At 55.2% G+C, this 20,012-nt stretch carries 16 protein-coding genes; 13 read left to right on the top strand and 3 right to left on the bottom strand.

Features of this window, described 5'->3' with window-relative positions; genetic code table 11:
• The first annotated feature begins 27 nt into the window (after window positions 1–27).
• Window positions 28–576 carry a hypothetical protein gene (locus APH34_RS18845; protein ID WP_054881699.1) on the top strand — a complete coding sequence of 183 codons (549 nt, stop codon included), beginning with the start codon at window positions 28–30 and terminating at the stop codon, window positions 574–576.
• Between the two features lie 121 nt (window positions 577–697).
• On the opposite strand, the gene APH34_RS18840 is transcribed toward APH34_RS18845, so the two are convergent.
• The 3 genes from APH34_RS18840 to APH34_RS18835 all read right to left on the bottom strand — a co-directional run bounded on the left by APH34_RS18840 (window position 698) and on the right by APH34_RS18835 (window position 1,907).
• A complete protein-coding gene (locus tag APH34_RS18840; RefSeq protein ID WP_054881700.1) occupies window positions 698–1,300 on the bottom strand; it encodes a DUF6088 family protein in 603 nt (200 codons plus the stop codon).
• A 2-nt stretch (window positions 1,301–1,302) separates the two neighbouring features.
• Window positions 1,303–1,566, bottom strand: coding sequence for a BPSL0761 family protein (locus APH34_RS28790; RefSeq protein WP_021702831.1), 264 nt, complete (start codon window positions 1,564–1,566; stop codon window positions 1,303–1,305).
• Between the two features lie 158 nt (window positions 1,567–1,724).
• Window positions 1,725–1,907, bottom strand: a complete 183-nt coding sequence (locus APH34_RS18835; RefSeq protein WP_043217148.1) for a hypothetical protein — start codon at window positions 1,905–1,907, stop codon at window positions 1,725–1,727.
• Between the two features lie 417 nt (window positions 1,908–2,324).
• Here APH34_RS18835 and APH34_RS18830 point away from each other — a divergent pair, with 417 nt between their 5' ends.
• From APH34_RS18830 to APH34_RS18775, 12 genes are all read left to right on the top strand, one after another.
• A complete protein-coding gene (locus tag APH34_RS18830; protein WP_033991388.1) occupies window positions 2,325–2,606 on the top strand; it encodes a hypothetical protein in 282 nt (93 codons plus the stop codon).
• Window positions 2,545–3,222 carry a restriction endonuclease subunit S gene (locus tag APH34_RS18825; RefSeq protein WP_223656452.1) on the top strand — a complete coding sequence of 226 codons (678 nt, stop codon included), beginning with the start codon at window positions 2,545–2,547 and terminating at the stop codon, window positions 3,220–3,222. The genes APH34_RS18830 and APH34_RS18825 overlap by 62 nt, the downstream gene beginning before the upstream one ends.
• A 3-nt stretch (window positions 3,223–3,225) precedes the next feature.
• Window positions 3,226–4,749 (top strand): type I restriction-modification system subunit M, encoded by a 1,524-nt coding sequence (locus APH34_RS18820; RefSeq protein ID WP_033991389.1) that lies wholly within the window; start codon window positions 3,226–3,228, stop codon window positions 4,747–4,749.
• Complete coding sequence (locus APH34_RS18815; RefSeq protein ID WP_071534856.1) at window positions 4,739–5,980, top strand: restriction endonuclease subunit S; 1,242 nt, start codon at window positions 4,739–4,741, stop codon at window positions 5,978–5,980. Before APH34_RS18820 ends, APH34_RS18815 begins: the two co-directional genes overlap by 11 nt.
• Window positions 5,977–7,209, top strand: a complete 1,233-nt coding sequence (locus tag APH34_RS18810; RefSeq protein WP_054881248.1) for a DUF6161 domain-containing protein — start codon at window positions 5,977–5,979, stop codon at window positions 7,207–7,209. Before APH34_RS18815 ends, APH34_RS18810 begins: the two co-directional genes overlap by 4 nt.
• Before the next feature lies 1 nt (window position 7,210).
• Complete coding sequence (locus APH34_RS18805) at window positions 7,211–8,224, top strand: virulence RhuM family protein (RefSeq protein ID WP_003291346.1); 1,014 nt, start codon at window positions 7,211–7,213, stop codon at window positions 8,222–8,224.
• 36 nt (window positions 8,225–8,260) lie between these two features.
• Window positions 8,261–9,355, top strand: coding sequence for a PD-(D/E)XK nuclease family protein (locus APH34_RS18800; protein WP_054881249.1), 1,095 nt, complete (start codon window positions 8,261–8,263; stop codon window positions 9,353–9,355).
• Window positions 9,356–9,437: 82 nt separating this feature from the next.
• A complete protein-coding gene (locus tag APH34_RS18795; protein ID WP_054881250.1) occupies window positions 9,438–10,973 on the top strand; it encodes an AAA family ATPase in 1,536 nt (511 codons plus the stop codon).
• Window positions 10,964–12,463, top strand: coding sequence for a VWA domain-containing protein (locus tag APH34_RS18790; RefSeq protein WP_054881251.1), 1,500 nt, complete (start codon window positions 10,964–10,966; stop codon window positions 12,461–12,463). Before APH34_RS18795 ends, APH34_RS18790 begins: the two co-directional genes overlap by 10 nt.
• A complete protein-coding gene (locus tag APH34_RS18785; protein WP_054902422.1) occupies window positions 12,460–15,735 on the top strand; it encodes a type I restriction endonuclease subunit R in 3,276 nt (1,091 codons plus the stop codon). Before APH34_RS18790 ends, APH34_RS18785 begins: the two co-directional genes overlap by 4 nt.
• Window positions 15,732–16,508: a M48 family metallopeptidase gene (locus APH34_RS18780; protein ID WP_054881253.1), complete on the top strand. Its 777-nt coding sequence runs from the start codon at window positions 15,732–15,734 to the stop codon at window positions 16,506–16,508. The genes APH34_RS18785 and APH34_RS18780 overlap by 4 nt, the downstream gene beginning before the upstream one ends.
• Before the next feature lie 153 nt (window positions 16,509–16,661).
• Window positions 16,662–20,009, top strand: coding sequence for an STY4851/ECs_5259 family protein (locus APH34_RS18775; RefSeq protein ID WP_223656451.1), 3,348 nt, complete (start codon window positions 16,662–16,664; stop codon window positions 20,007–20,009).
• The last annotated feature ends 3 nt before the right edge of the window (window positions 20,010–20,012 follow it).

Below are 20,012 nucleotides of genomic sequence, written 5' to 3'. Positions count from 1 at the left end.
GCTACATCTCGTTTTAGGAGCACGCATATGGGTGATTGGAAGGCATGCATCGGAAAGATGAGCGACCGCGAAGTAGCGCGGCGCTTTGGCCTTGGAGCGAGCACTGTCCGGCGTTACCGCCACTCAATTGGCATTCCTGAGTTTCACCCAGAAGACATTGAGCTGCCGACTGAGCTGATTGAGCAACTCGCTACAAGAACGAACTATCAACTGGCACAAGAATTCGGAGTTTCCATCAAGCGCATCAAGCGAAAGCGAGGTGAGCTGAGAATCCAGGAGCCCAAGACTGCCCGCGAACGCTTCAAACCCCTTGAGGACATCTGGACCAATGAAGCCATTGCCATGCTCGGGAAGATGCCGGATACCGAGGTCGCTGATCGTCTGGATATCAGCAACTTTCCAGTCAAAAAGAAACGTCACGAGCTTGGAATACAGGCATACAAACGTCCGTTACCAAAAATAACACCTGAAATTGCATCTGCGTTTGGTGTCGTTTCCGACGCCGAGCTTGCACGCCAGCTGGGTGTATCAGTGAATTACATCCGCAAAGCGCGGATCAAGGCGAGCCAGCAATAAAACGCAGACTCGCTTCAAAGCAGATAACACGGGCAGTCAGATCAGATGGCTGACTGCCAACTAACCACGAAGTTAGACTTTAAACCGAGTACGGACGGCCTCACCACCTGATGCGCAGGGCTCATTCAGCTAGCGCCACGCGCATCCATTTGGGCATATTGCAGTACAACAAGGTGGCCAGCTCTCCGGGGTGGAGTGCTGCTTTAATCGCATCGATGCACTCCTGAGTAGCGCCATCTTTTCCGAGATAATAAAGAGCACTGATAGCCATCCCGACCCTTGTTCCGGAGCACTGCATAACCATCGGAGCAGCATGCACGAGCCTGATCTCGGCCTTCTCTATAAACAGAGATCGACTGGGGCCGCTGGTGTAATAGATAGGTATGACGGGCACCTGTGTGCTCAGCCCGAATTGCCTCACTGCATCAGCACCGTGAATCTGCAGCTTCCAGCGACTCTGCCTGGCAATCAGACTCAGCAAGTCCCAAGGCCCAGGACGACGAACCCGGCCGGTGTATTGGCTGGTTTTCGGCCGCATGTAGATGCCACGGTACACACGCACAAGCTCACCGCCACGAACTAGCTGGGCGACTGCCTTGGAGATGGCCGAGCTCGAACCAAGCTCAGCAAGACACCTGATGCTGAAAGGCCTCCCCCTGCGCAGACGCTTAACACGCTGCGTGACGAGGTGAGATACCGACTGTTCAGAATGGGAGCGGGGCATCGCTATTGTGTCGAATCCAGCGAAGAGCAGAGCAATGGCTGGTGGAAGGCGATCACTCGTTGTCGGTATTCGACTTCAAGCGCTTCATTCACCAGGCATTCCTCAAGGCGTCCCAGCGAGAAAACCTGGGCCGCAGAGGGATAGTGCCTGAGCAGGCTTTTCGCATAGCTGCGGATATCCTGCGGTAATCCCGTATGACGGGATAGCTCACGCAGGAATTCCTCGGTTTTGACAATGGCGCGGGTTCTTTCATAAGGAAGGGTCAATCTCGCTATCTCCTGGCCATAAACGTAAAGTCCCGGGCCGCTGGCTCGCCAGCGCCCGCCACCTAGCGCGCAGTTAGGGTGCAATGCCAACCAGTGTTTGCCGAGCAGGAAGCTGCAAAGCCTGCAGTCTTGGGAGATCCCATGCAGACCAATCCGGGTCAGTGTGCACGATCATGGCTGCGCTCCGTCTTGGCCTCCTGCCGTTCCATCCACTTGGCCAGGCCCCATATCGTGGTTCCCAGCGCCAGCAGCAGCCAAAGCAACCATTGCGGTACTTGATATTGGGCGCTTAGCAAGAGACCTGCACCACCGCAAAGCATCACCACGAAAAACCATCTCATCAGCGTGCGCTCCCAATTACTTACGAGGCACACGTTAACTCGATGTTTCGCTGCGCTAACGCAGATGCTGCAAATTTCGTCAGATCCCAGACTGGGAAATGAGGACGGCACGCTTGCGAGTATGGCGCTGCTTTGCGTGCCCCGAGTCAGCTCGCTGTGGGTGAGGGGGATCGGGCCGCACGCTAACGGCTAGGTCAGACGAGGCGACGGCAAAAGCGGAAAGAAGAGGACGCACCGCTGACCCCAAGCAAGAACTCCATAGAGATCCTACTGCATAAAAATATTGACGGCAGCAGCAAGCTAGGCGATATTGATCTCGCCTCACCTCAGTACGAGCTGTACGGAGATAAAAATGAGGTGCGGCAGGTGGCAGCCTGCCGCGATTGCAATAACTGACCCGTTAGGAGAGCTAAAGCTATGAAACTGTACCAAATCGCCTATGACCTGCGTAAGCAGCGTAACTACCAAGCCCTGTATGACCGCATCAAAGCCTATGGCACCTGGTGTCGGCCGCTGGAGTCCACTTGGATTGTTGCCACGAGCCAGAGCGCCACTCAGGTAAGGGATAACCTCAAAGCAGCAATGGATGCTGATGACGGCTTACTGGTAACCCGGCTGCAGGGAGACGCCGCCTGGTTTGGGCTGGACGCCGAAAAAACTCAGTGGTTACAAAATCAGTATCAGCGTTGCGAAGCCTGATGAACGCCTGCGCCAAGGATGGCGCTTCTACCCAGAGTTACTTATGCCAAACCCGTCATTCAAATTGAGCGATGTGGCCGATGTCCGTTCTGGATACACCTTCCGCGGCGCGTTGGAGCATGACCCTGCTGGTGATATCCGTGTTCTACAGATCAAGGATCTGCGTCAAAGCTCGGCCATTGAGCCGGACACGCTAACGGCCATCAGCTGGGATGCGCGCACCTCACCGCCGCTGCTCCAATCAGGCGACATCGCGGTGATCGCCCGTGGCGACAACAACAAGGCTGCTCTCTTCACGGGGCAGCAACCGGTTGTTGCCACCAGCCAGTTCTTTATTGTCAGCACAAAAAAACAGGATGTCTTACCCGAATACCTGTGCTGGCTCATCAATCTGCCTCAAAGCCAGCGAAGCCTTGAGCGCAGCGGCAGTGCGATTCAGGCCATCAGCAAAGCGTCCTTGCTGGATATGAGGATTCCCCTTCCGCCACTCGCCACTCAGCAGAAGCTGATTGCTCTGCAAGCGCTATGGGACGAAGAGGATGAGCTGATCGCACGCCTGCAAACCAACAGAGAGCAAATGCTGCAAGGCATTTACCAGCACCTTATTAAGGATTGAACCATGAGCGACAAAGTAAACCAGGACGACATCAACAAGGCGCTGTGGGCTGCCTGCGATACCTTCCGCGGCACCATCAGTGCGGACACCTATAAAGATTTCATCCTCACCATGCTGTTCCTCAAGTACATCAGCGATGTCTGGCAGGACCACTACGACAGCTACAGGATGGAATACGGCGATGAGCCGGAACTGATCGAGGAGATGCTCAAGAACGAGCGTTTCGTGTTACCGCGCAATGCCAACTTCTATGCCCTTTACGATCGACGTTATGAGCCGGGCAATGGCGAGCGCATCGATCAGGCACTGCATGCCATCGAGGAAGCTAATGGCACCAAGCTCAAGGATGCCGGCAAGAGCGTGTTCCAGGACATCTCCTTCAACACCGACAAGCTGGGCGAGGAGAAGCAGAAGAACACCATCCTGCGCCACCTGCTCGAAGACTTCGCCCGTGAAGAGCTCGACCTCAAACCATCCCGCGTCGGCAGCCTGGACGTGATTGGCAACGCCTACGAGTACCTGATCAAAAACTTCGCCGCCAGCGGCGGGCAGAAAGCTGGTGAGTTCTACACCCCACCGGAAGTTTCCGAGCTGATCGCCGAACTGCTCGACCCGCAACCGGGCGACAGCATCTGCGACCCGGCCTGCGGCTCGGCCTCGCTGCTGATGAAGTGCGGGCGCAAGGTGCGCGAGCACCACAACAGCAAGCAATACGCCCTCTATGGCCAGGAAGCGATCGGCTCCACCTGGTCGCTGGCCAAGATGAACATGTTTCTCCATGGCGAGGACAACCACAAGATTGAGTGGGGCGACACCCTGCGCAACCCCAAGCTGCTCGATACCAATGGGCAATTGCTGAAGTTCGATATCGTCACCGCTAACCCGCCGTTCTCGCTGGACAAGTGGGGCCATGACGAAGCCGAGCACGATCAGTTTGGGCGCTTCAAACGCGGTATTCCGCCGAAAACCAAAGGTGACTTCGCCTTTATCCTGCACATGGTCGAAACCCTGAAAGCCAAGACCGGGCGCATGGCGGTGATCGTGCCTCACGGTGTGCTGTTCCGCGGCTCCAGCGAAGGCAAGATTCGCCAGCAGTTGATCGAGGAAAACCTTCTGGATGCCGTGATCGGCCTACCGGAGAAGCTTTTCTACGGCACCGGCATCCCCGCTGCAATCTTGGTCTTCAGCAAAGCCAAGACCGATGAAACCGTACTGTTTATCGACGCGAGCCGAGACTTCAAGTCAGGTAAAAACCAGAACGTGCTGGGGGATGAGCAGATCAAAAACATCCTAGTAACTTATCGCCACCGCATTAACTCGGATAAGTACAGCCACCGTGCCAGCCTGCAGGAAATTCGCGACAACGATTACAATCTAAATATCCCTCGCTATGTGGATACCTTTGAAGAAGAGGAAACAGTCGACTTGCTGCTTGTGCGCAAAGAGCGGGAGAAGCTGAAGGCGAAGCTGGCTGAGCTGGAAGTGCAGATGGATGTGTACTTAAAGGAGCTAGGCTATGGTGCGTAGCGCTCAAGAAAGCAACATACCTACTGACTGGAAGTATGACCTCCTCGATAATTTTACTGTTCGCGGCAGTGGCCATACGCCTAACAAAGAGAAATCCAATTATTGGAACGGGGGCATAAAATGGGTTTCGCTTGCCGACTCTTTTAATTTAGACAAAGGACTCATTTTTAATACTGATAAGGAGATCTCAGAAGAAGGCATCCAGAACTCATCTGCTGTTCTGCACCCAGCAGGAACCGTAATTTTGTCCCGTGATGCGGGTGTTGGAAAAAGTGCCATTCTGGCTAGCCCTATGGCAGTCAGCCAGCATTTTATCGCATGGCGCTGTGACAATAGCCAAAAAATGAATAGCTGGTTTCTATATAACTGGCTACAAATGATGAAACCAGAGTTTGAGCGTCAGGCGGTGGGCTCAACCATAAAAACCATTGGCCTGCCATATTTCAAAAAACTAAAAATTGCCGTACCACCCCATCACGAGCAAGAAAAAATCGCCAAGATTCTCTCCACTTGGGATCAGGCCATCGCTACTGCCGAGCAACTTCTGGAAAACAGCCTGCAGCAGAAAAAGGCTTTGATGCAGCAGCTGCTTGGCAGTCATGAAAGCGCTGAGGAAGATGGGGAGCAGGACTTCAAGCGTATATCCGAAATTGCAGAGCGCATTCAAAGAAAGTCTGATGGCGGCGATCACCCAGTGCTTACCATATCATCCCTCAGCGGATTTGTTCGGCAGGATGAAAAATATAATCGCTTTATGGCTGGCAAGAGCGTCGAGAGCTATATCCTGCTCAAGCGTGGCGAGTTTGCTTACAACAAAGGAAACTCCAAGACCTATGAATTTGGCTGCATATTTGATCTAGATTCTTTTGACGCCGGCCTAGTGCCTCATGTTTATGTCTGCTTTAAGCTAAAGCCGGGTCTTAGTCACCGCTATTTCAAGTATCTATTTGAGGCTGACTACCTGAAGCCTCAGCTTGGCCAGCTGGTCAATACTGGTGTTCGCAACAATGGCCTGCTCAACATCAAGCCTAGTGAGTTCATGAACACTAAGGTTCCGGTGCCTTCTCTGGAGGAACAAGAGCGGATTGCAGATATCCTGCATGTCGCCAGCAAGCAGGTTATTGCGCTAGAGCAGAAGCTCGCTTGCCTAAAGCAGGAGAAAAAAGCCCTGATGCAGCAGCTACTTACCGGCAAGCGTAGAGTCACTGTTGATGCCAAGGGGGCTATGTGAAGGATCGCACTATTAATTTTCGGCTGACCGATTGCGCTGGGCATGTAACGAATTTTCTAAGCTTGCGTTCCTTTCTGACGTTCTGTGAGGCAGAAGCAAGCTTTTGGAAGGAGCGTAAACAGATAGTCCAGACCGATAGAAATAGCGCTAACCATACACATCTGAATGCAGGCGATGTATTCACCCGAGCGGCAGATACGATTCAGGGTTGGAAGGACAACATAGAGGTCTGGAGCGACGATGATCTAAGCCGTCAGCTACAGCAGCTTCAGCAAAGCTATTTTCAGCGATTACAGCGAGACTGGCTTTGGCGTGGTCATCCTTTTGTTGAACCATTCGTCCAGTGCCTCAAAGAACATGGCGATAATACAGCTAATGCATTCTTGGACTTTTCGATTCGAAAATCCGTACAGAATATTAGCAATATCGAGCATTTCAAAGGCTACATGTATGCTTATGAATTTGCCAATCAGGACTCTCAAATAGTAAAGCGCCGCCATGGTGAGAAATTGTCTCTTGGGCATCTGCGCACGCAGTTCGCCGACGCCCAAGACAAACTATTCACTGAGTTTGGCGAGCTGAAATCTGAAATTACAGATTGGGATACACAGAATAGGGCTTCTAGCAGCAAACTTGCTAAAGTACAAAAAGCATTAGGCCGCCGAAAGATAAAGTCGCAATCCAATGCATTTGAACGACAATTAGCCGAATGGACTGAGAAAGTCACGACCCTTGAAAGCACTTATGAAGAAAAGCTGAAACTGAAAAAACCTGCCGAATATTGGGCAAAATCGGCGCGTAAGTATGGAATACAAGGCGGGCTTTGGACGCTAGCTATTGTTGCTTTGGTTATCGTCGCAGCGATAAATTTTCAAGAAATCTTTGTCACGTGGCTGCAAGGCCGCGAGACTCCCGTTCAGCTCAACACGATACAAGGGGTTATCCTTTTCGGTTCCCTTGCGGGTGTGTATGCGTTCTTGCTGAGGGTATTGTCGAGGCTGGCGTTTAGTTCGTTCCACCTTATGCGCGATGCCGAAGAGCGTGAGCAGCTAACCTACCTATATTTGTCACTCACTAACGAAGCAGAGATCGACAAGGAATCGAGAGATATTGTCTTGCAGGCCCTATTCAGCCGCAGCGAAACCGGCTTACTGGCGCAGGAGCATGGACCGACCATGCCCGGAGCATCAGAGATGCTGCGCTCAACGCTAAGAGGTAGAGGCCAATAACATGGATGCTAATGACCTGATCCTTTACACCAGTGACGACGGCGAAGCTCAACTAGTGCTCCGCGTACTGGATGGCCAAGTATGGCTGACGCAACTAGAAATGGCCGAGCTGTACCAAACCAGCAAACAGAACATCAGCTTGCATGTGCAGAACGTCCTCGCTGAGGGCGAGTTGACAGAGGAGGCAACCGTCAAGGAAAACTTGACAGTTCAAGCCGAGGGCTCGCGCCAAGTCAGGCGCAACCTAGCGTACTACGCTCTGCCGATGATCATCGCCGTGGGCTACCGGGTGCGCTCAACTCGTGGCACCCAGTTTCGTCAGTGGGCCACCCGCACCTTGGGTGAGTACCTGCAGAAGGGCTTCGTGATGGACGACGCCCGCTTGAAGGAGCCCCGCTGGGACTACTTCGATGAGCTGCTCAAGCGCATCCGTGACATACGGGCCTCGGAGAAGCGCTTCTACCAAAAGGTACGTGATCTCTTCACTCTGGCCGAGGATTACCGCGCCAATGAGCAGGACACCGCCCGCTTGTTTGCCGAAGTGCAGAACAAGCTGTTCTTCGCCGTTACCGGCCACACCGCCGCCGAGCTGATAGTGCAGCGCGCCGATGCCAGCGCACCCAATATGAACCTGCTTAGTTTCAAGGGCGACCGGGTGCGCAAAGCCGATGTTGTGGTGGCCAAGAACTACCTGAATGCCGAGGAACTAGACCAGCTCAATCGCCTGGTCGGCATGTTCCTCGACTTCGCTGAGCTACGCGCCGAGCAGCGTAAGCACTTGATGCTCGCCGATTGGCGGCAATACATCGACAGCTTTATGGCCTTCAACGAGCAACCGCTGCTACGCACTGCCGGCAGCATCAGCCACGAGCAGATGAAGCAGGTGGCACATGAGCGTTATGAGACGTTTGACCAACACCGCCGCAGCGCCGAGGCTTTGGCCGCCGATGCTCAAGAGCTGGCAGAGCTTGAACGTCTGGAAAAGCGCCTGAGTGCAAAGAAGAAATCCAAGTGACCGAATTGCCCGCTCACTCGATCAGGGAGTTACACCATGGATTTGGAACAACTGCGCGCACTGCTGGCGAAGGCCGAGCGCTTTTATCAGCCTGAGCGAGAGCCGAGCATTTTTGCCTTGGGTGGGCGCGGCTATTACGAAAACCCCACCACGGATTTGCTGGCGTTCTTCCTCAACCCAGCGCAGGTGCATGGATTGGAGGAGTGCTTCCTCACTGCGCTGCTGAATTGCCTGCCCAATACCTCAACGCTGACGCCTAGTTTGCGAGCGGCACCCCAGCGCGAGGTGGTCACCCACAACAGCAACCGAATCGACCTAGTGCTCCCCGGTGATGGATGGGATCTGCTCTTGGAAAACAAGATTTTCCACGGACAAGTGAACCCCTTTGCCGACTATGAAGCCTTCGCTCAGCGCAAACTCAACGATGGTGAGCGCCCGCTGTTTTATGCCGTGCTCTCACCATCAGGCAAAAGCGTGCGGGCCGCATGGCATGGCCTGAGTTATGCGAAATTTATTGACGCTGCACGTCAGCAACTGGCTCAGCGCATGCTGACTCATCCTGTAGATAAGTGGCAGGTGTTTGCCCGCGACTTCCTGCTGCATCTGGAAAACATCACTGTGGAGAAGGCCATGGACGCCAAAGCCGTCAACTTTGTTATCGAGCACCTGCATCAAATCAACAAGCTGACGCGCCTCAAGGACCAGGTCATTGATGCCCTCGACGCTAAGGTGCTCGACAAGCTCGATGCCGAGGTGCCCGGCTATGCGCGTTATACCCGGCGGCACAATTGGAAGAATGGCCCCGCACTGCGTTATGCCTCCGACAACTGGAAAACGTGGTCTGACGTTGTGCTCTACCTGAGCGGTGCCAACAGCACGATGAAGCCATCGGTACGGGTATACCTGTGTGATGTTGATGAGACGCTGCAAGAGCAGGGCCGAAAGCTCTTCACGGGAAACGAAACCAAGGTATGGAGTGAGGGGAAGAACAACAGCATCCTGGGTTTTAGCTGGGTGCTGGATCACTTTGATGAAGAGGAAGTGCTTGGCCTGATCGTTGAGAAAATGAAGCTGCTGATGACTTTCGAAAACGGAATACGTGCGCAAGTCGGTCAGCACACTGAGGCTTAGTTACATTGTCTGTCAGATTACCTGGCGGCTTTTGACCATGTGGTAGCCATGAGGGCTGCCGAGTGATTGCAAGGAGTTGGATGTGGGTTTGCAAAAGCGTATCGGGGATTTGGTCGCCAGCGTAAGCGCGGGCATGTTTGAGCGTGAAGAGATCATCGCGGTATCCCTGCTGGGAGCACTCTGCGGGCAGAATACATTTTTATACGGGCCACCCGGCACGGCCAAGAGTCTGATTTCTCGCCGTATAGCCTGCGCCTTTGAGCAGCCAACCTATTTCGAATACCTGATGAACCGCTTCAGCACACCTGAAGAGGTGTTTGGCCCTGTGTCCATAAAAGCGCTGAAAGAAGATCGCTACATTCGCAAAACAGATAGTTATCTGCCCAAGGCCGATTTCGCCTTCCTTGATGAAATCTGGAAGTCCAGCCCAGCTATTTTGAATACCCTGCTGACGTTGATTAACGAGCATGTGTTCCGTAATGGTGAAGCCATTGAGAAAGCCCCACTCAAGGCCCTGATTGCTGCATCCAACGAAACGCCAGATGCCAATCAAGGCCTAGAAGCCTTGTATGACCGCTTTATTGTGAGGCTGATGGTGGGGCCCATTCGTGAAGCCCAGCACTTCGATCAGCTACTTAATAGCAAACCGACCGAAGCCAAAATCGATATCCCCTCGGCTCAACAGGTGAAGTCCAGCGAATGGGCTGAGTGGATGGCGCAATTGCATCAGGTCAAGCTGTCTGCTGAGACGCTAACCATCATTCACTTGATCCGCGAACAGCTGGAGCAGCAATACGAAACGCTCAAGGTTTATGTCTCCGACCGCCGCTGGCAGCGCGCAGCGATGCTTATGAAGGCAGCAGCCTTTTTTAATGATCGCAAGGAAACCAACCATAGTGACGCCTTGCTGCTGCAGCACTGCCTGTGGACTCATGAAGAAAATCGTCAGGCTGTCTGGGATATCGTTGCGGAGGCGGTAAAGGCCTGTGGGTTTGATAGTGGTATAGATTTGGCTGCACTGGATAAAGAGAAAGACGCACTAGACAAGGAGATAAAGAAGGAGCTTTTCCATTCTGCTGATATTTACAAAACGGTAAAGCTCTCCAACAAGGATTTCTTTCAATGCAAAGGCACCTTCAAGCCCAAAAACAGCTACTACAGCAACTACGAAAAAGCATTTGAGATATTCATCGCAAAAGATAGACTCAAGACAAAAGACGAGTTCCACCCGCTAGACAGTAAAGGTAATGAACAGAAAAGTGTTAAGTGCAAATTTGACGGACAAGGAACCTGTCAGATCACCTTATCTAACGGCCACGTGGATTACCTGAGCATTAAGTTCACGCCTGAAGTTCTTTTTCACAAAGGCGACAGAAAGGAGGATATTAATATACGATTAATCACCTCCCTTTCCTCTTCGGTGAGTGAAATTCGCGAGAAGCTCTCTTTCACTCTGAAAAAAGTAGAGAAAAAATTTAAAGCCTACGAGACTAAGCTGAGCTCGCCTTTTGTGCCGGCAGATAAGATTTCTCTAGCAATTTCGGGAATAGCACTACAAATCGAAGGTTTGCAACTTCGTATCAAAGACTGCGAACGGCTGGAAGAATTATGCCGCTAGATCTACTGGCTAGTGCTGCCAAGGATGTTAGCGATAATGCTCAGCGTATCTTCGCGTCGCTATTAAGAGACTCTGATTCGATTGCAGGTCACGTAGCAGAGAGGATTCGGCTGTGGCAGCTGGCCTCGGCTGAAGAGCTGAAAGCTGAGTTCCCCTTTGCGCTATATGAGCAGCAGCTATCGAACTGGAAAACCCGGAACCAGTCTTCCCCTGTTTCGAGTGCAGAACTGGCAGCAGCTGTTGCGGAGTATGTTGCGCTCTGTCGTGTAGCCAAACTGCCGGACAATCAATCTTTTTGGCAGCGTGAGCTAGCAGCGGTGACGGCCTCTCAAACAGTTACCAAAAAACGTCAGGCCGATAGCACCGTAAGTGCCCGCCTTTTGCGAGATGAATGGCAAAAGGCGCTAGATAAAGCGCGGGCCGAGTGGGAGCTTGAGCGCATATCCATGCTGCGCCGGCAGTTCATGGAGGAGCTCGAGGTATTTCTGCAGTTACTGCAACAGCTTCAACAGCAGTTGGAAATGCTGGGGTTGGACCCGGGTATATTCCTTGACCTGTCCAAAGGCAATTTCTCTGCACAAGAGATCGAGCGCTTTAAGCGGTGGGCTAACTACTTGGCCAATGATCCGGGTGTTCGGTCGCTATGTGATTTGCTGGGCAAGCTACGCCAGCTGGAGTTATCCGAGCGTATCGAGCGAGCCCAGGTGCGCTATACGCAAGACATTGAGTTACCGGATATCAATTCGCGAGAAGAGATCATCGGCATTCGCCTAGGGCGTGACATCGAGCATGTGCTGCCCAGCGAGTTGGCACTTCTGGCTGACCCCGAAACGTCCATTCTTTTCGACCTCAAGTATGTCGAGTCACGCCTGATGTGTTTTGACATGCAGGGCATTCAGCGCGTGCAGCAACATCACCAAAAAGAAGAGCTGCGTAGCGTTGAAGAGGCAGCTAAACAAGGGCCAATGGTGATCTGTGTCGACACCAGCGGCTCTATGAGCGGTATGCCTGAGACGGTTGCCAAAGCCGTGGCGCTCTTCATTGCAGGCAAGGCCAGGCAGCAAAAGCGAGCATGCTATTTGATTAATTTTTCCACCGGCATCGAGACGCTTGATCTTGGCGACGACTTTGGTATGGAGGCATTGATCAAGTTTCTGGGCATGTCCTTTCACGGCGGTACGGATGCGATCCCGGCATTGGATCATGCGTTGGGTGTGATGAAAAGCGAAGCCTATGAACGAGCAGACCTGTTGATGATTTCAGACTTCATCATGGCTAGCTTGCCAGAGCATTTACGCCAGCAAATTGAGCAGCAGCGTACTCATGGCAACCGCTTCTATTCCCTGGTCGTAGGCGATTGCTTTATGACTCAGCGTTTAACCAGCCTTTTTGATCATGAATGGGTCTATGACCCACACAGCAGCCAGATTCATGAGCTGATTGGTTTTCAGCGAAAACTGGATGGCCGCCCGGAGAATCACAGCGCATGACACCAACACCGAAATTTCAGGAGGAGTACAGCGCAAAGCTTCCTGCTCTGGCGCTGCTCTGCAACCTCGGCTGGGAATTCATGTCACCCGAGCACGCTCTGGCTGCGCGGGCCGGTAAGAGCGATGACGTGGTGCTGCGTGATGTGCTGCGTGAGCAGCTGAGTAAGCGGCGCTTCCTGTTTGGAGGCGGTGAGTACCCGCTTTCCGCAAAAGCTATCGACAACCTGATCAGTGAAGTGTGCAGCCCTGCACTCAATGAAGGATTGATGGCTGCAAACGAACGGCTCTATAACCATCTGCTGTATGGCATCTCGGTGACGGAGTTCGTGGATGGTAAAAAGGCCAGCCCAACCGTGGCGCTGATCGACTGGCACAATCCAGCCAACAACAGTTTTATCTTCACTGAAGAATTTCGCGTGCTCCGCAGCGGCGGTGTGGAAGCGCGCAGGCCGGATATCGTTTGCTTCGTCAATGGCATTCCTCTGGTCGTAATCGAGGCCAAGCGCCCGGATGGCAATGCACAAAAAGGCCCGACAATCGACGAAGGCGTTTCGCAAAGCCTGCGCAACCAGCGCCATGACGAAATTCCCAAACTGTTCGCCTATAGCCAGCTACTGCTGTCGATCAATGGCAGCGATGGGCGCTATGCCACCTGCGGCACGCCAGCTAAGTTCTGGGCGGCCTGGCGCGAAGAGGATATCTCTACCTCTGAGTTGTACACGCTAAAGAATCGCCAACTGACTGGTGTGCAGAAGGCGGCAATTTTCAGCCATCGCCCAGCGGCTGATCTGCACTGGTACGAAAACCTGATCGCTGGCGGCGAGCTCGCACTGACAGGCCAAGATCAGTTGCTCATTAGCCTATTGTCCCCAGCCAGGCTGCTGGAGATGACTCGTTTCTTCACCTTGTTCGACAAGAAGGCCGGCAAGATCGTCGCGCGTTACCAACAGGTTTTCGGCATCAAACGGCTGATTGAACGGATCAATCAGAAACGCAAAGACGGCGGTCGTGAAGGTGGTGTCATCTGGCATACAACCGGCTCGGGCAAATCATTCACCATGGTTTTTCTGAGCAAGGCGCTGATCCTGCATGACTCTCTCAAGCAGTGCCGCATTGTGATGGTCACCGACCGGGTTGACCTGGAAAGCCAGCTGAGCAAAACGTTTGCCTCGGGCGGCGAACTGGCTGGCAAGAAGGATCGCGAGGCTGCCATGGCCACTTCCGGCACGCGCTTGGCTGAGCAAATCGGTAAGGGCAACGAGCGCATCATTTTCTCGCTGATCCAGAAGTTCAACAGCGCTACCAAGCTGCCACAGTGCGTGAACACCAGTGCCAACATCATCGTGCTTATCGATGAGGGTCACCGTAGCCAAGGTGGTGAAAACCATATCCGCATGAAGCAGGCACTGCCCAATGCGGCCTTTGTCGCGTTTACCGGCACACCGCTGCTCAAGGACGATAAGACGACGAACAAGTTTGGCCCCATCGTGCATGCCTACACCATGCAGCGCGCAGTGGAGGATCAGGCTGTGACACCGTTGCTCTATGAAGAGCGCATACCTGATCTGGATGTAAATGCGCGCGCCATCGACAGTTGGTTTGAGCGAATCACTGAAGGGCTAAACGAGCAGCAGAAAGCCGACCTCAAGCGCAAGTTCGCCAAGAAGGGGCAAATCTATAGCGCGGATGACCGTATTCGCCTGATAGCTCTAGATATTGCTAACCACTTCGTGAAGAACATCGACGAGGGGCTGAAGGGTCAATTGGCCTGCGACAGCAAGGCCTCGGCAATCAAATACAAGCAGTATCTGGATGAGGCAGGCTTGTTCGAGAGCGCCGTTGTGATGAGCCCGCCGGATAGCCGTGAGGGCAACACCGATGTGGATGAATCGGCCTCACCCGAGGTAACCCAGTGGTGGAAGAAAAACGTCGGCAGTACGGATGAGCAGATCTACACCAAGCAATTGATCGAGCGATTCGACAAGGATGACTCTCTCAAGCTCCTGATAGTGGTGGACAAGCTGCTGACGGGATTCGATGAGCCGAAAAATACCGTGCTCTACATCGACAAGCCACTTAAGGAGCACAACCTGATCCAGGCGATTGCTCGGGTAAACCGCCTGCACCCACTGAAGAAGTTCGGCCTGCTGATCGACTACAGGGGCATCCTTTCCGAGCTGGATACCACGATCCAAAAGTATCAGGATCTGGCCTCCCGCACTCAGGGCGGCTATGACATCAATGACATCGCTGGCCTCTACAACCAGATGAGCAGCGAGTACAAACGGCTACCCCAGCTGCATAAGAACCTCTGGGCGATCTTCTCCGATGTGAAAAACAAAGGTGATATCGAACAGCTACGCCAAGTGCTGGTGCCCAGGATTCAAGAGCGCGATGGGGAGCTGGTTGATGTGAATCTCAAGGTACGCGACGACTTCTACGAAGCGCTGACCGAGTTCGCTACCTGCCTAAAGGTCGCTTTGCAGTCAGCATCCTTCTTCGAGGACACCAGCTTCAGCAATGCCGACCGCGCTCATTACAAGGAAACCCTTAAACAGTTCTCCAGTCTGCGCCAACTCGCCAAACAAGATGCCGGTGAAACGGTGAACTACGACCAGTATGCCGAGCAGGTACGTAAGCTGCTGGATAAGCATGTGGTAGGCGTCGAGGTGAAAGACCCCGGCGGAGTTTATGAAGTCGGCAAGATGGGGCAGCAAAAGCCTGAACAGTGGAGCGAGGAAAAGACACGCAACGAAACAGACATCATCAAGACCCGCGTCAGCAAGATGATTGAGCAGGAGTTGCGTGATGACCCCTACGCCCAAGAAGCGTTCTCCAAACTGCTGCGCCAGGCCATCGAAGAGGCAGCAAAGCTATTTGACCACCCGCTTAAGCAATACCTGCTATTCCACGAATTTGAGCAGAAGGTGCAGGCCCGCAAGCTCGATGAGCTGCCCGATGTGTTTGCGGGTAACCGGCATGCCCAGGCGTACTTCGGCATTTTCAAGAAGAGCCTTCCTGAGGCCTTGGTTTCAGCTGATGAACAGGCACAGGAGCACTGGGTAAAACTAGCTTTCAGCCTGGATGAAATGGTCACGACCTCAGTGGCTGAGCATTCAATCAACCCACAAAATATTGAGAGCGATATTCGCAAGAAGCTACTGCCGCTGCTCTTCAAGGAGTGCAAAGCGGTGGGCGCTGGCATGGATCAGGCGAAGGCCATGGTTGAGTGGGTGGTGCAAATCACGCGAGTAGGCTTGTCCGGCTTATGAGTGTACCCATCGTCATGAGCGCTCCACCTGCCTCCGCAGTGTCGAGCTGGCTGAGCTTCCACTATGCCGATGAGTTGATACAGGTTGAAAGGACGCGAAGGGCTCGCGATGTTTCACGCATTCTGATCAAAGTCGATCCGGACTGCCGCGTGCGCGTCAGTGCGCCGGATGGGGCCAGCGATGAACAGGTATTGGCCGCGCTGAAACGACGCGGTCGCTGGATCTATGAGCAGCTTCGTGAGTTCCGTGCTCAGCTAACCCACGTTCGCCCGCGGCAGTACGTCAGCGGGGAAAGCCACTACTACTTAGGCAAGCAGTATGTGCTCAAGGTGATTGAGGCGCCTGATGAGCTACAGCAGGTGCGTTTGTTGCGGGGCAAGCTGGAGGTTTCTGTTCGGGTCAAGTCGGCAGACAAGATCCGCGCACTCCTTTACGCCTGGTACAAAGCTCGCGCCCGTGAGGTGTTTGATCGACGTCTAGACGCTGTCTTGCAACAAGCCCTTTGGGTTGCAGCCAAGCCGCCACTGCGCATCCTAAGCATGCAGACACAGTGGGGCAGTTGTTCACCTGCGGGCCGTATCACGCTCAATCCCCACTTGGTTAAAGCATCCCGCGAGTGCATCGACTATGTGATCTTGCATGAGCTTTGCCACATCGCCGAACACAACCACAGTGAGCGGTTCTACCGCCTTATGCAGCAGGTCATGCCGCAATGGGAAAAGACAAAAAAACGACTGGACGGTATGGCGGCTGCCTTGCTGAACGGAGGCTGAGCATCTCTTGATTCACGTGCATCCATCAATGCACTTCATCTCCAGCCCCCACAAGCCGGATGAATCCGTCGCCTTGTTTTAAGACTGAAAAAAGGACACGATCCAAGGACAGCCTTTGAGGCAGCTCACTCGTTCACAAAAAAGGAATTATGTGTGCCGCTTGTCCAATGGATTTCAGATTTTTTATCTAGGCGTGGACTGCAAGAGCCGGATGGTCGTCCCCTATTCGCCTATAAGACCTCATCAGAAGAATTCGAGACACTGCGCCAGCTCTTGCATGGGCTCAACCTAGGGCAACACGCGCACCCCGAATATGCTCAGGCCTGGCTACTTTTTGCGGCCGAATGGTGGAAGCGCGAATATCCAGGGGGAGCATGGCGCTGGGGACCACTGTGCGAGGCAGCCGGCCAGAGAAAGGTAGCTCATGAGAAGACCCGCAGCCTGGTAATTGATGGGCGTCGTCAGTGGCGTCTGCAAACCACTATAAAAAGTGAAGGCAAACGTTTCATCGGCCTGGTCGCGGTGAATGGCGGCCTGCCCATGCGCCTTGTCGAGTCGGCACAGGGCGGGTTATCCCGCCTGCTACGCATGGTCACTGAGCAGGCACTGGAATACCGCCTGCAGGATGAGCATCTGCGCCAGGCCATCGAGGCCCAGGCCGAGCTTTTGCCCGCCTGCTACCAGCAGGCGCCGGTCTACGAACTGCTCGACAGCTTGGTCAAGGCGGTGCTGCACATCCGCAAGGCCTATGCCCTGCAGGGCGCCCAAGACCCAATCGCCCGGCTGCAGGAAGAGTGCCCTCACTGGGAAGAGCTCTTCCCCATCGCCCTCGATTCCCAGGCCGCCGCCAGCCTGATCAAGGGTCTGGTCCGGGATACAGTCAGCATCACGCCCCAGTCGCGGCGGCCTCCTTTCCAGATCCAGCGCGGCCTGCGCTTCAGTTCCGATGGCTCCATACCCGTCTACGAGCAGTCCTTCGTGATGCAGGCTCAGGCCAGGCGCGATCAGGTTGCCGAGGCGCTGGGGATGGCCGTGGATGCGCTGCCGCCACACTTCCAGCTCCTGCTGCGCATCGGCGAGCGGGAATACCTGGTCGGCGAAGCCCTGCTTAGAGACGAGGAATACCAGCTGATCGCCAGGCCGCTGCCGGCCATCCACAGCCTGCACAATGCCGCGCAGCTGATCGTCAGCCGCTGGGGCGCCACCCTGCACATTGCCAACCTACCGGGCGGCGAAGCCTTGAGCCATGACGAGCCGCTGATCTTCGAGAATACCTACCCCTTTGCCCGCCTGCTCGCCCAGGGCGATGCGCTGGTCAAGGGCGAGTCGGCACTGGCGGCCATGCCGGCAAGAACCATCGTGTATGCCGAAGAAGGCGAGGCTCGCGAGCTGCATGACTGCCTGGCCGACGGGCAAATGCTGATGGAACTTCCCGCCGGTACCACCCGGCTCACGTACAAACAACAGCCCTTCGTTGTCACCATCAGCGCCAGCGCTACCCGCCACCCGGAAGCCTACTGGCATGGCAACAGTCTGGAGGCGCTCTCCGTGCCGGGGCTGCTGTTCCGTGGCACGCCGCGCCTACGCATTGAGCAGGGAACGGGCTTTTCCAGCTATGCGCCCGCCCATGAGCTGTTTGTCCGCACGCAGGGCAAGGAGCTGCCGCTCGCCCAAGCCCGGGCGCCGGGGCTGTGCCGGCTGATCTGGCGCAAGGATGGCCAGCGCCTGCTGAACACCCGCGCCGTGCTTCTCCCGGACGAAGCCTCCATCACCTACGCGCCGGGCGCCACTACCCTCGAGGGCAGCATTCGCCTTCACCACTGGCCTGATGTGCCCGTGCGCTGCGAGAGCGAACAGATCGCGCTGGAGCGCCGCCATGATGGAACAGGCCTGGCCCTGCGGCTGAAGAGCACCGGCAGCCGGCCGGCCACCACGGTTCCGCTGTGCCTGCAGTGGCCCGACGGCGAGCAGAAGCTCACTCTGCCCTTCCCCGGCTATGGCGTCACGCTGCTGCGCAACGACACTCCTCTCAAGCTGAATCAGGCCCTGACCATCGAAGAGCTGATCGGATGCCGTGCGGTATTGATGTCGACACAGGGCGCCGAGAACTGGCAGATTCGCCTGACCTCCGGCGGCACCGACTCACGCTCCACCCTGTCGCAGGAAATTCGCTACACCGGGATCCGCGAAATCCGTCTGTTCGAGCTGATTCCGGCAATCCAGCAGATGATGTCCTGCCACCCCGGACTCGATCATACCGTGCAGCTGGAGCTGATCCACGCCCACCAGACCCACGCCCGCCTGCAGGTGGGCCGCTACTCGACGCGCATCCGCCTGCACAGCCAAAAAGAAATGGCCTCCCTGAGCGATGGCGCTCGTGATCTCCTGCCCGAGCAGTCCCAGGCCGAGGGCCTGATACTGGCCCTGCCTCTGGCCGAGCCGGAACATGACCCAGTCAGCCTGCCGCTGCATTTCTCCGAGCAGGTGTTCACCGGCAACTGGCTGGTCAGCCTGCCGACCGATGCGGTTGGTCCCTGGCTGCTGTACACCCCCGACGACTCCAAACTGCACAGCCGTCCGACCGTCGTGCCGCCGACCGTGAGACAACTGTCGAAGCCCCTGACCCCGCTGCGCGACGCGCTCTGCGAAGCCGATGGTGAAGAGCGCATGCGCCTGCTCCGAGCCGCGCTGCGCGCCATGGCCGCGGATCCGGAAGCCGAGGACTGGCAGACGCTGGAGCTGCTGCTGGACCGGCTGCACCATCTGCCGCTGGCCAGCCTGGATATCTGCCAGGCACTGATCCGCGAGCCGCAAGCGCTGGCCATGGCCACCCTGCGGCTGGACGATTTCTCCAGCCGCCTGGCCGAGCGCCTGCCCTGCGAGCTGCCCTTCGAGTGGCTGCTGATTGCCCCGGAGCACTGGTTCGACACCTTTGCGACATTGCGCCAACAGCTGGCCGTCGACAATCCCCGGCTACTGTCGCTGATCCGCACCGACATCCAGAGTAAGAGCCAGTTCCTGTCTCGCTGGCAGCCCGCGCTGCGCTTTATCTTCGATCAGGGCCTGCACCACTCCTTCGATCTGCAAAGCCCGGATGTGGGGTTCTTCCTGAAAAACCCGGCGATGCTCACCGCCTCCTGGCAGTCGCACCTGTTTGATGGCGAGCACTCGGCCATGCAGCAGATGTTCCGGCGGAACCCTGCCGAAACCCATCAATACCCCGGCAGCGGCAATACGGATATAGGAGCCTTCCTGAAAACGCCCCACGGGCAAATGCTCCTCCGCTGCAGCAAGCTCCCTGCCAACGACTTCAAGTTGGCCACGGTCATGCTGCCCTTCATGGCCGCCTTCGATACCTACGCTGGCCGCGGGCAGCAATGGCAAGCCGACCCGGCACGCCTGTTCAGCCTCAGAAATGCTCGCCAGTTCGATAGCGTCTGGTTTGACTCGGCCTATCAACTCGGCCTGGCCATGGCGCAAGCCGCCTCGATGCAGAAGTGAATC

The organism is Pseudomonas sp. NBRC 111131 (genome assembly GCF_001320525.1).
Classification (GTDB): Bacteria; Pseudomonadota; Gammaproteobacteria; order Pseudomonadales; family Pseudomonadaceae; genus Aquipseudomonas; species Aquipseudomonas ceruminis.
Note: the sequence above shows the minus strand (reverse complement) of the source record. Positions and strands in the feature narration are given on the sequence as shown.

Coding starts and splice junctions, on each gene's coding strand:
- APH34_RS18780 (WP_054881253.1), top strand. CDS start 15,732: ATGAGTGTACCCATCGTCATGAGCGCTCCACCTGCCTCCGCAGTGTCG.
- APH34_RS18830 (WP_033991388.1), top strand. CDS start 2,325: ATGAAACTGTACCAAATCGCCTATGACCTGCGTAAGCAGCGTAACTAC.
- APH34_RS18800 (WP_054881249.1), top strand. CDS start 8,261: ATGGATTTGGAACAACTGCGCGCACTGCTGGCGAAGGCCGAGCGCTTT.
- APH34_RS18805 (WP_003291346.1), top strand. CDS start 7,211: ATGGATGCTAATGACCTGATCCTTTACACCAGTGACGACGGCGAAGCT.
- APH34_RS18785 (WP_054902422.1), top strand. CDS start 12,460: ATGACACCAACACCGAAATTTCAGGAGGAGTACAGCGCAAAGCTTCCT.
- APH34_RS18840 (WP_054881700.1), bottom strand. CDS start 1,300: ATGCCCCGCTCCCATTCTGAACAGTCGGTATCTCACCTCGTCACGCAG.
- APH34_RS18790 (WP_054881251.1), top strand. CDS start 10,964: ATGCCGCTAGATCTACTGGCTAGTGCTGCCAAGGATGTTAGCGATAAT.
- APH34_RS18845 (WP_054881699.1), top strand. CDS start 28: ATGGGTGATTGGAAGGCATGCATCGGAAAGATGAGCGACCGCGAAGTA.
- APH34_RS18820 (WP_033991389.1), top strand. CDS start 3,226: ATGAGCGACAAAGTAAACCAGGACGACATCAACAAGGCGCTGTGGGCT.
- APH34_RS18835 (WP_043217148.1), bottom strand. CDS start 1,907: ATGAGATGGTTTTTCGTGGTGATGCTTTGCGGTGGTGCAGGTCTCTTG.
- APH34_RS18815 (WP_071534856.1), top strand. CDS start 4,739: ATGGTGCGTAGCGCTCAAGAAAGCAACATACCTACTGACTGGAAGTAT.